Annotated in this window: 10 protein-coding genes; 5 read left to right on the top strand and 5 right to left on the bottom strand. The window is 72.0% G+C overall.

The window, feature by feature from the left end; all coding sequences use genetic code 11:
* Positions 1–667, top strand: a 667-nt coding sequence (locus HW578_RS16715; RefSeq protein ID WP_198371750.1) for an SDR family NAD(P)-dependent oxidoreductase, incomplete at its 5' end; no start/stop codon positions are given.
* A gap of 5 nt (positions 668–672) precedes the next feature.
* Positions 673–2,274: an MBL fold metallo-hydrolase RNA specificity domain-containing protein gene (locus tag HW578_RS16710; protein WP_198371749.1), complete on the top strand. Its 1,602-nt coding sequence runs from the start codon at positions 673–675 to the stop codon at positions 2,272–2,274.
* Positions 2,275–2,451: 177 nt separating this feature from the next.
* Here the strand turns inward: HW578_RS16710 and HW578_RS16705 are convergent, their stop codons facing one another.
* Positions 2,452–3,414: a Bug family tripartite tricarboxylate transporter substrate binding protein gene (locus HW578_RS16705; protein WP_198371748.1), complete on the bottom strand. Its 963-nt coding sequence runs from the start codon at positions 3,412–3,414 to the stop codon at positions 2,452–2,454.
* A 343-nt stretch (positions 3,415–3,757) separates the two neighbouring features.
* Between HW578_RS16705 and HW578_RS16700 the strand changes: the two genes are divergently transcribed.
* Genes HW578_RS16700 through ppk2 form a run of 3 tightly spaced genes read left to right on the top strand, consistent with a single transcriptional unit; the run spans position 3,758 to position 6,966 of the window.
* Complete coding sequence (locus HW578_RS16700) at positions 3,758–5,185, top strand: cryptochrome/photolyase family protein (RefSeq protein WP_198371747.1); 1,428 nt, start codon at positions 3,758–3,760, stop codon at positions 5,183–5,185.
* The gene (locus HW578_RS16695; protein ID WP_198371746.1) at positions 5,182–5,961 is read left to right on the top strand and encodes a metallophosphoesterase; all 780 of its coding nucleotides are present in this window, start codon (positions 5,182–5,184) and stop codon (positions 5,959–5,961) included. Before HW578_RS16700 ends, HW578_RS16695 begins: the two co-directional genes overlap by 4 nt.
* 39 nt (positions 5,962–6,000) lie before the next feature.
* Complete coding sequence (gene ppk2 / locus HW578_RS16690) at positions 6,001–6,966, top strand: polyphosphate kinase 2 (protein WP_198371745.1); 966 nt, start codon at positions 6,001–6,003, stop codon at positions 6,964–6,966.
* A gap of 56 nt (positions 6,967–7,022) precedes the next feature.
* Here ppk2 and HW578_RS16685 read toward each other — a convergent pair whose 3' ends face one another.
* The 4 genes from HW578_RS16685 to HW578_RS16670 all read right to left on the bottom strand — a co-directional run.
* Positions 7,023–7,793 carry a creatininase family protein gene (locus HW578_RS16685; RefSeq protein ID WP_198371744.1) on the bottom strand — a complete coding sequence of 257 codons (771 nt, stop codon included), beginning with the start codon at positions 7,791–7,793 and terminating at the stop codon, positions 7,023–7,025.
* Between the two features lie 44 nt (positions 7,794–7,837).
* Complete coding sequence (locus tag HW578_RS16680) at positions 7,838–9,370, bottom strand: cryptochrome/photolyase family protein (protein WP_198371743.1); 1,533 nt, start codon at positions 9,368–9,370, stop codon at positions 7,838–7,840.
* 8 nt (positions 9,371–9,378) lie between these two features.
* The gene (locus HW578_RS16675) at positions 9,379–9,981 is read right to left on the bottom strand and encodes a DUF6134 family protein (protein WP_198371742.1); all 603 of its coding nucleotides are present in this window, start codon (positions 9,979–9,981) and stop codon (positions 9,379–9,381) included.
* The coding region (locus HW578_RS16670) for an SDR family NAD(P)-dependent oxidoreductase (protein WP_198371741.1) at positions 9,981–10,627 on the bottom strand (647 nt) is incomplete at its 5' end. The genes HW578_RS16675 and HW578_RS16670, both read right to left, overlap by 1 nt.

Genomic DNA, 10,627 nt, shown 5'->3' with positions numbered 1-10,627 from the left:
GGCGGCGGCAGGCGCCGAGGTGGTGCTTTCGGCGCGCGGCCGGCCCGGTCTCGACGCCGTGGCCGGCGAGATCGCGGCCGCCGGCGGGCATGCCGTGGTGCTGCCCTTCGACGCGGGCGACGCGGCGGCGATCCCGGCCGCCATCGCCGCGGCGGGGCCGCTCGATGGCCTGGTGAACAATGCCGGGAGCGTCACGCGCGAGCCCTTCCTCGACGCGAGCGAGGCCGAGATCGACCGCATCCTGGCGCTGAACGTGAAGGGTGCGGCGCTCGTGGCGCAGGCGGTCGCGCGGGGCATGGTCGCGGCCGGGCGCGGGGGGGCGATCGTGAACATCGCCTCGGTCGCCGGGCTGGTGGGCGCGCGCAACCGCAGCATCTATGCCGCGTCGAAGCACGCCGTGATGGGGCTGACGCGCGCGATGGCGCTGGAACTCGGCCAGCACGGAATCCGCGTGAACGCGGTCTGCCCAGGCCTGGTGAACACGCCCTTGGCCGCCGACCTCATGGCGGATCCAGACTTCGTCGCAGCCACGCGCGCGCGCATCCCGCTCGGACGGATCATGGAACCCGACGACATCGCCGGGCCGGTCGTGTTCCTGCTCTCGGCCGCGGCGGCCGGCATCACCGGCATAGCGTTGCCGGTCGATGGCGGCGTGACGGCGGAGTAGCGGCCATGCCCGTCTCCGTCCGCGCCTGCGGCGCGGCCCGCACCGTCACCGGCCTGTCGCTGCTGTTCGAGACCTCGCGCGCGAGGTTCCTGGTCGATTGCGGCATGTTCCAGGGGCCGAAGTCGCTGAAGGCGCTGAACTGGGAGCCCTTCCCCTATCGCCCGGGCGACATCGGTGCGGTCCTGCTGACCCATGCGCATATCGACCATTCCGGCCTGCTGCCGCGCCTGGTGAAGGAAGGCTTCCGCGGGTCGATCCACGCCACCGGCCCGACGGTGGATCTCTGCGCCATCATGCTGCCCGACAGCGGGCATGTGCAGGAGATGGAGGTCGAGATGCTCAACCGCCGCAACCGCCGGCGCGGGCGCGGCGAGGTCGAGCCGATCTACACGGCGAACGACGCGGTGGCGGCGTTGCGCGCCTTCCGCACCGTGGCGATGGATCGCTGGGTCGAGCCCCTGCCGGGGGTGCGGGCACGCTGGTGGAATGCCGGCCACATGCTGGGCTCGGCTTCGGTCGAGCTCGAGATCACGGAGGCGGATGAGGCGCCGGTCCGCGTGCTGGTCTCGGGCGACCTCGGGCCCGACTGCACGGCCTTCCACCGCGATCCCGAAGGACCCGAGGCGCTGCACCATGTCTTCCTGGAATCGACCTATGGCGACGAGGACAAGCCCTGCGTCGACCACGAGGAGCGCCGCGAGCGCCTCGCCGGGCTGGTGCAGGACGCGGTGCACCCCGCTGGCGTGCTGCTGATCCCTGCTTTCGCGGTGGAGCGCACGCAGGAGATCTGCTGGGACCTGGTCACGCTGATGCAGGCCGGGCGCATCCCGCAGGCGCCGATCTTCGTGGACAGCCCGCTCGCGATCCGCGCGACCGAGGTGTTCCTCGAACACGCGGCCGAACTCGAGAACGGCCGGTCGGTGAAGCGCGCGCTGCGCTCGCCGCTGCTGCATTTCACCGAGAGCGGCGAGCAGTCGCGCCACATCGCCGAGATGGAGGGCTTCCACATCGTTATTGCGGGGTCCGGCATGTGCGATGCCGGGCGCATCCGGCACCATCTCAAGCGCTGGCTCTGGTCGCCCGAGGCGACGGTGCTGCTGACCGGCTACCAGGCGGAAGGAACGCTCGGCCGCCTGCTGCAGGACGGGCGCAGGGAGGTGCGCATCCAGGGCGAGACGATCCGCGTCGCCGCCACCGTACGGGAGATCCGCGACTATTCCGGCCATGCCGACGCGCCGGAACTCGCGGCCTGGTTGAAGGCGCGCGGGCCGGTCGGCGGGGGCGTGTTCCTGGTGCATGGGGAACCCCCGGCGATGGAGGCGCTGTCCGGGCGCCTGATGGCCGGCGGCATGGCTCGTCCCGGCCAGGTGATCCTGCCCGCGCTGGACGACGCATTCCTGCTCGCCGCATCCGGCGCGCCGGTCGCGCGCGAGGCGGCGCACCGGCGGCCGGACCCGGCGGCGGCCGGGAGGCCCGACTGGCACAATGCGCGCGCCGCGCTTCTGCTCGCGATCGAGGATGCGATCGAACGGGCGCCCGATGACGCCGCGCGCAACGCGCTGATGGGCGCGCTGCGCCGCGCCCTGGAGGGAGATCGCGCCGGCTGACGCCGCAGGCGTTCAGCAGGGGGAGGAGGCGCGTCGCAGCGGCGGCTGGCCGTGTGGCGAGGCGGAGCGCGGTGCCAAACCCCGCGGGAGAGGCACCTTGCTGCATGACGGCGCGCGTTGCGGCGAATGAGGCAGCGATGGCCGGGCTGGCCGGGGCGTCGTGCCCCTCGCCTCCGTTCAGTTCGCCGTGGCGCCCGAGGCGCGGATGACCGGGATCCAGATACGGAACTGTTCGTCCCAGAAGCGCTCGAGCTCCGCCGCGCCCGCGCCGATCGGCTCGACGCCGAGCTCGACCAGGCGCGCGCGGGTGGCCGGCGCGGCGACGGCGTTGCGCAGCGCGCGCTCGAGCCGTGCGACGATCGGCGCGGGCGTGCCGGCGGCAACGAACACGGCGTGCCAATTGTAGGTCTCGTAGCCGGGCAGGCCGGCCTCCTCCGCGGTCGGCACGTCGGGCAGCGCGGCGCTGCGGCTGCGCGTGGCCATCGCCAGCGCCCGCACGCGCCCTTCGCGCACAAGCGCGACGTAGGGCGGCAGGGTGTCCACCATCACATCCACCGTCCCGGCCATCAGGTCGGCCAGCGCAGGACCGGAGCCGCGATAGGGCACATGGACCATCTCGGCGCCGATCATGTTCGCGAGCATCTGGCCCGAGAGATGAACGATCGTGCCGGGCCCCGAACTGGCATAGGTGATGCGCCCCGGATTGGCGCGCACCAGCGCGACGAGTTCCTGAAGCGTCTGTGCCCGCACACGCGGGTTGACCACGATGATGTTGGGCACCGTCCCGACCAGCCCCACTGGGGCGAAGGCGCGCCGAAGGTCGAAGGGCATGTTGGCGTAGAGGCCCGCATTCATCACGCCGGAGGAGAGCGTGTGCAGCACGATGGTGTAGCCGTCCGCCGGGGCCTGCAGCGCGGCCTGCGAGCCGATGATGCCGCCGCTGCCGCCGCGGTTCTCGACCACCACGGTCTGGCCGAGATCCTCGCCCATGCCCTGGGCGACGATGCGCCCGACCACGTCCGCCGCACCGCCCGGGGCGAAGGGGATGACCATGCGGACCGGCCGGTCCGGATAGGCTGGCTGCGCCTGCGCCGAAACGGCGGCGGCCAGCATGGCCAGGCAGGCGATGAGTCGGCGCATTGTCGTTTACCCCCCAAAGCAGTCAGAGCGCAGCATGGCGGACCGGCGCCGCACGCACCAGGAGGCGGCAGAACCCGGACCGCCCACCATGGCAGCGGGAGGCGGGACGCCCCGCCGGCGCAGCTGCGAGGGGCCAGCGGGCGGGCGCTTACTCCGCCGGCAGCGCAGGCGCAGGCGCGGCGCAGGGCAGCGGATCCAGCAGGCCTTCGGCCGTCGCGCCGGTCTCGCTGCGCCAGGGGCGCCAGCGCTCCAGCCCGACCAGTGCCGCTATTCATTAGTGGATCTGCATGTTTGAATGCTGCAATCCCCGTGACGCCGGCGCCCCCCGCCCTACATTCGGCGCATGCCCGATCCCGCGATCCTCTGGTTCCGCCAGGACCTCCGCCTGGCCGACCACCCTGCCCTCGCCGCCGTGGCGGGCCGGCCCGTATTGCCTGTCTACATTCTCGAAGACGGCCCCTGGGCGCCGGGCGGGGCGGCGCGCTGGTGGCTGCACCACAGCCTGGCGGCGCTGGGGCGGGACCTCGCGGATCGCGGCGCGCCCCTGCTGCTGCTTCGCGGCGACCCAAGGCGCCTGGTCCCCGACCTTGCCGCGCGGATCGGCGCCAGCGAGGTCCATGCCGGGCGGCGCACCGAACCGACCGGGCGGCGCTGCGATGCCGAGACCCATGGCGCGCTGGAGGCCGCCGGCGCGCGGCTGGTGCTGCACCGCACCGCGCTGCTGCACGAACCGCACCAGGTCCGCACGGGGGCCGGCACGCCCTATGGCGTCTACACGCCGTTCTCGCGCAACGTCTTCGCGCTGCTGGAAGGGCTGGCGCCGCCGCTGCCCGCCCCCGACCTGCTGGTGTCGGCGGCGGCAGCCGAGGGCCTTGCTCTCGATGCGCTGGACCTGCTGCCGAAGCCGCCAGTGCCCGACTGGGCGGCGGGGTTCCGCGACCAGTGGCAGCCGGGCGAAGCCGGCGCGGCGGCGCGGCTTGCGGCCTTCCTGGAACATGGCCTGGCCGGGTATGGCGACCGCCGCAACGATCCCGGCGCGGCCTGGGGCACCTCGGGCCTGTCGCCGCACCTGCACCTGGGTGAGATCTCGCCACGCTCGGTCTGGCACGCGGCGAAGGCGCGCAGCGGCAAGGGGCTCGAGACCTTCCTCAAGGAATTGCTCTGGCGGGAATTCTCCCACCACCTGCTCTGGCATCGGCCCGAAATGCCCGAGGCCCCCCTGCGCGCCGACTTCGCCGCCTTCCCCTGGCAGTCGGACGCGACCCTGCTGCGCGCCTGGCAGCGCGGGCGCACCGGCTACCCGATCGTCGATGCCGGCATGCGTCAGCTCTGGCAGACCGGTTGGATGCACAACCGCGTGCGCATGATCACCGCCTCCTTCCTGGTGAAGCACCTGCTGCAACCCTGGCAGGCGGGCGAGGCGTGGTTCTGGGACACGTTGGTCGATGCCGACCTCGCAGCCAATGCCGCCTCCTGGCAATGGGTGGCCGGCTGCGGGGCGGATGCGGCACCGTATTTCCGCATCTTCAACCCGGTGCTGCAGGGGGAGAAATTCGACCCCGCGGGCCTCTACGTCCGGCGGTGGTGCCCGGAGCTGGCGGCGCTTCCCGACCGCTGGATCCATCGCCCGCACGAGGCGCCCGAGATCGTGCTACGCGGCGCGGGCATCACCCTGGGGCGGCAGTATCCCGCACCGGTGATCGACCTCGCTGCCGGCCGCGCCCGAGCGCTCGCCGCCTTCGCCGCCATCAAGGGCGACGCGGCGGCGTGAGCCCGGGGCTCGATGCCCTGCGCGCCGCGGGCTTCCGCGGCCTGCGCGTGGTGGGCGACGTCCATGGCGATGCCCGCGGCTTCGCGGCGGCGATCGCCGGCGCGGAAGCCGCGCGGCTGTTTGTGGTGCAGCTCGGCGACCTGACCGACCATGGCCCAGACAACCCGGGCGCACTGCGCGCCGCCTTCGCGCTGATCGATACGGGGCGCGGGCTGTTCCTGCTGGGCAACCACGACCACAAGCTGCGGCGCGCGCTGCTGGGGGATGCGGTGCGCATCGAGAAGGCGGGGCTCGGCCGCACGCTGGAACAGATCGCCGCCGCGCCGGATGGCGCTGCCCTCGCCGCACGGGCCATCGCCGAGATCGGCCGCGCGCCGGCCTGGCTGCGCATCGGACCCTGGCTGTTCGTCCATGCCGCCTTCCACGACGCCATGCTGCATCAGGCGCCGCCCCCCGACGCCGGCGCGCAGCGCGCCGAGGGCCTGGTGGGGCGCGCGATCTTCGGCCAGGTGACCGGCCGCCAGGGACCGGATGGCTTCCCGATCCGCCTGATCGGATGGGTGGACCGCATCCCGGCCGGGCTGACGGCGATGGTGGGGCACGACAACCGTTCGCGCGATGGCCGGCCGGTGACCATGGCGAATGCGCGGGGCGGCCGCGCGGTGTTCCTCGACACCGGCGCCGGCAAGGGCGGTGCGCTCGCCTGGCAGGATCTGCCCTTCGACCGGCCCGATGTTGAGCCAGCGCAAGGACACGCCGCGTCGATGACGGATTGATGACGGCAGCCCGACCGGGGCGTTGCGCGGGGAGGACTCATGGACCAGGACAAGGCGCCAGACGACGTCGTTGAGGGTGCGCGTTCCATCACGGAAGCCGCTGCCGCGCTTGGTGCGCCGCAGCGCCGCGCGCATCGCCCCTCGCGCGACCCCGAGGCGGTGCGCCGCGCCTTCGAGACCGGCGCCTACCCCTATGCGACCCGCCTGACCGAGAAGGACTACGTCGCGCGGATCCTGCCCCTGCAGGTCGAGCTGCTGAAGGCGCAGAGCTGGATCAAGGCCGACAACGAGGGCGTCACGGTCCTGTTCGAGGGCCGTGACGCCGCCGGCAAGGGCGGCACCATCAAGCGCTTCATGGAGCACCTGAATCCGCGCGGCGCGCGCATCGTCGCGCTCGAGAAGCCGACCGACCAGGAACGGTCACAATGGTATTTCCAGCGCTACGTCCGCCACCTGCCGAGCGGCGGCGAGATCGTCTTCTTCGACCGGTCCTGGTACAACCGCGCCGGCGTGGAGCGCGTGATGGGCTTCTGCACCGCCGCCGACTACCTGGAGTTCATGCGCCAGGCGCCGGAACTCGAGCGCATGCTGGTGCGCTCCGGGCTGCGCCTGTTCAAGTACTGGTTCAGCGTCACGCGCGAGGAACAGCACCGCCGCTTCGCCGCCCGCGAAAGCGACCCGCTGAAGCAGTGGAAGCTCTCGCCGATCGACAAGGCCTCCCTCGACAAGTGGGACGACTACACGGAGGCGAAGGAGGCGATGTTCTTCTACACCGACACCGCCGACGCACCCTGGACCATCGTGAAGTCCGACGACAAGCGCCGCGCGCGGATCGAGGCGATGCGCCACTTCCTGTTCAACCTGCCCTATGAGGGCAAGGACGAGAGCGTGGTGCACGAACCCGACCCGCTGATCGTGGGATCAACGGCGCATGTGATCGGCGCCAGCACGCATATCCTGGGCAAGACGCTGCACCCGGAGCAGCGGCGCAACGGGCGGCGCTGACCGGGCGCCCCTGCGCCGCGATTCCGGTCGGACGGTATCGTTCCCCGAAAGGCGCGCTACCCCCAGAGCCTCGTGTTCGCCAGCTCCTCGGCGATGCGCTCGGAGGCGGCGGCGAGCAGTGCCTCGCCCTTCGCCGCGCTCGCTGCGCGCGCGTCGCCGACCACGCCCGAGGGCGTGATCTCCTTGAAGGATCGCCGGCGGATCATGGCGGCGGGCTGTCCCTCCGGGCGGGTGGAATGCGGGCCGTGCGCATCCGCCAGGCGGTCGGCGCGCAGGGCCTCGGGCATCAGCGCCATCATCATGGAGGTCTCGGCCTCGCAGGCGTGCAGCACGGTGGATTGCCGTTCCAGGATCGGCGCGAAGGCGTCCCCAGCCAGGTGCCAGTAGGTGCCGGCGGCGACAGCGATGCCGAACTCGGCCTGGCATTCGCCGCCGACCACCGCGACAGCCTCGGCATTGCCGCCATGGCCGTTGAGCAGCATCACCCGCTTGAAGCCGGCCCGCACGGCAGAACGCACCACGCCGCGCAGCACGGCGGAAAACGCCTCGAAGTCCAGCGTAACGGTGCCGCCAAAGGGGACGTGATGCTCGGCGAGGCCCGTCCAGACGCAGGGGGTGACCACCACCGGGCGCCCCTCCGCCATCATGCGGTGCGCGACGCGGTGCGCGACACCGGTGGCGCAGACGATGTCGACGCCGGTGGCCAGGTGCGGCCCGTGCTGTTCCAGCGAGGCGACCGGGACAATGACCAGAGCATCCGCCGCCGCCCGCGCGTTGAGCTCGGCGAAGGTGAGCTTCATCCACTCGATTTCGGTTTCGGCGGCCATGGCATCCTCCTGCGACTGCGCGCCGAAGGATGGAACGCGCAGCTTCAGCCGTCGAGCGCCGCCAGGAAGCGCGCCGCCTCGGCCCGCAGCGCGGCCACCTTCTTCGGATCCATCTTGGCCAGCGTCCGCAGCGGCATCGCCATGCGCGGGTTCTTCGCGAAGCGGTCGGCGTGCCGGGCCATGAAGTCCCAGTAGAGGTAGTTGAACGGGCAGGCGCGCGGCCCCGTCGACTGCTTCACGTCATGCGCGCAGCCGCCGCAATAGTCCGACATGCGGTTGATGTATGCCCCCGAGGCCGCATAGGGCTTCGACGCCATCACCCCGCCATCGGCATGGATCGCCATGCCATGCGTGTTGGGCAGTTCGACCCAGTCGAAGGCATCGGCATAGACGGCGAGGTACCAGGCATTCACCTCGACCGGGTCGAGACCTGCGAGCAGCGCGAAGTTGCCGGTGACCATCAGCCGCTGGATGTGATGTGCGTAGGCAAGGTCGCGCGTCTGCGCCACCGCCTGCTGGATGCAGCGCATGGTGGTCGGCGCGCCCCAGTAGAAGCCCGGCAGCGGGCGGTGCGCCTCGAGCGCATTGCCTTCGGCATAGCCGGGCATCAGGTGCCAGTAGATGCCGCGCACATATTCGCGCCAGCCGAGGATCTGGCGGATGAATCCCTCGACGGCGTTGAGCGGCGCGCGCCCCTGCTGCCAGGCGCGTTCGGCGGCGCGACAGGCCTCCATCGGGTCGAGCAGACCGATGTTGAGGCTGGTCGAGACCAGCGCGTGGAACATGGTCGGCTGGCCCGCCGCCATCGCATCCTGGTAGTCGCCGAACTGCCCCAGGCGGTCAGCGATGAAGGCTTCCAACGCCGCGCTCGCGTCCTTGGCGGTGACCGGCCAGGCGAAGCCCTCCACATCGCCGAAATGCGCGCCGAAACGGGTTGCGACCAGTGCCATCACCTCGCGCGTGATGGCATCGGGGGCGAAACGGCGTGGCGGCGGCGGCACCAGGCCTTTCGGCAGGGCGGATCGGTTCTCCGCGTCGAAGTTCCACTGACCGCCGGCGGGCTCGTCGCCTTCCATCAGCAGGCCGGTCTCGCGCCGCATCTCGCGATAGAAGAACTCCATGCGGTACTGCTTGCGACCGTCCGCCCAGGCGCGGAAGCGCGCAAGAGAGCACAGGAAGCGGTCATCCTCGCGGATTTCGACCGGCACGCCGGCGGCGCCCTCCCAGCCTTGCATGTTGGCCAGCACGCGCCATTCGCCCGGATGCGTGGCGACGATGCGCACGGGGCGGTGGCGCAGGACGGCGCGCGCGACCTCTCCCGCGAAGCTGTGCGTGTTCGCCGGATCGTCCAGCCGAACGTAGTCCACGCGCACGCCGCGCGCTGCCAGCGCACGCGCGAAGTGGCGCATGGCCGAGAGCACAAGGACGATCTTCTGCGGATGATGCGGGACATAGGTGCACTCGGTCTGCACCTCCATCATCAGCACCGTGTCGGTCGCGGGATCGAGGCCCTCCAGCGCCGAGAGCCCGCACGAGCACTGGTCGCCCAGCACCACCCGCAAGGTGCCGACGCTCATGCTGGCGATCATGCCGCTTCGTAAGCAATGTCGGTGCCGTCCTCGCCGCGCGCGGTGAAGCCCGCCCAGCGACCGGCGGCGGTGAAGGTGACGGTCGCGGTCACGTCACCTGCGCAGGCGTATTCGAAGCCGCCGCCGGGCAGCCGGCGCGACTGCCAGGTCAGCGCCAGCGCGCGGCCCGTGGTGGTGCCGAACAGCGGCAAGCGCCCGGTCATCCGCGGCATCACCCACCAGGATAGCGGCGCGGCGTCGGCCGGCAGGCGCTGCGGGCCCTCGGTGCCGTCCAGCAGCACCGCATTGCCGCGCGCCTCGCCGCGCACCTCGACGATGCGGCCGTTGCGGTTGAGCCGCGACGTCACGCGGCGGAAGCGCTCGCCCAGCGTCACTTCCTCGTAGCGGTGCTCGTAGCGGTACACGACGATGCCCATGACACGCGGCGTGATCACCAGGTCCGATGTCGCGACGCGCTCCGACCCGCGCTGGGCGAACTGCACCACATGCGTGCCCACCACGTCGCCACGGCGCTTCACGCGGAAGGCGTAGTCGCCCTCGGCCGCCGCGGCCGGCAGCGCCAGCGCGGCGGGCAGCAGCAGGGCGCCGCGGCGGTACATCAGCCGCGGGTCCTGACGGTGGAGCGCCCGCCATCCACCGCCATCACCTGGCCGGTGATCCAGCCGGCGGCGTCCGACAGCAGGAAATCGGCCAGCGCCGCGGCATCCTCGCCCTCGCCCAGGCGCGGGATGGGGTGCTGCTTCGCGATCGCCTCGGCCATCTGCACATTCCCGATCAAGGGCGCCGCCATGGCGCTGCGGGTCAGCGACGGGGCGATGCAGTTCACGCGCACCGGCGCCAGTTCCGCCGCCAACGCGACCGCGAGCCCCTCGACCGCCCCCTTGGCGGCCGCAATGGCAGCATGGTTCGGGAAACCGGCCCGCGCGGCAATGGTCGAAAACAGCACGACGGACCCGCGCGCGGCGGCCAGCGCTTCCTGCGCCGCCTGCACCGCGAAGGCTGCACCTAGCGCATTCAACCGGAAGGCGTCGATGAAGTCCGCCTCGGTCGTGCGCTTGAGCGGCTTCAGCGCAATCGATCCCACGCAATAGGCGAGCCCCGCGACCGACGGCCCCGCTGCCGCCACGGCCGCGCGCAGCGCCGCGAAGTCGGTCACGTCCGCCGGCACCGCCTGGCTGCCCGGCAGTTCCGCGGCGAGCGCGCCGAGCCGCGCCGCATCCCGCGCCACCAGCACCAGCCGTGCCC

Origin of the sequence: Roseomonas rosulenta, assembly GCF_016106005.1 — a bacterium.
GTDB lineage: Bacteria > Pseudomonadota > Alphaproteobacteria > Acetobacterales > Acetobacteraceae > Neoroseomonas > Neoroseomonas rosulenta.
This window is presented reverse-complemented; position numbering and strand designations above follow the sequence as displayed.

Coding starts and splice junctions, on each gene's coding strand:
- HW578_RS16710 (WP_198371749.1), top strand. CDS start 673: ATGCCCGTCTCCGTCCGCGCCTGCGGCGCGGCCCGCACCGTCACCGGC.
- HW578_RS16705 (WP_198371748.1), bottom strand. CDS start 3,414: ATGCGCCGACTCATCGCCTGCCTGGCCATGCTGGCCGCCGCCGTTTCG.
- HW578_RS16700 (WP_198371747.1), top strand. CDS start 3,758: ATGCCCGATCCCGCGATCCTCTGGTTCCGCCAGGACCTCCGCCTGGCC.
- ppk2 (WP_198371745.1), top strand. CDS start 6,001: ATGGACCAGGACAAGGCGCCAGACGACGTCGTTGAGGGTGCGCGTTCC.
- HW578_RS16685 (WP_198371744.1), bottom strand. CDS start 7,793: ATGGCCGCCGAAACCGAAATCGAGTGGATGAAGCTCACCTTCGCCGAG.
- HW578_RS16680 (WP_198371743.1), bottom strand. CDS start 9,370: ATGAGCGTCGGCACCTTGCGGGTGGTGCTGGGCGACCAGTGCTCGTGC.
- HW578_RS16675 (WP_198371742.1), bottom strand. CDS start 9,981: ATGTACCGCCGCGGCGCCCTGCTGCTGCCCGCCGCGCTGGCGCTGCCG.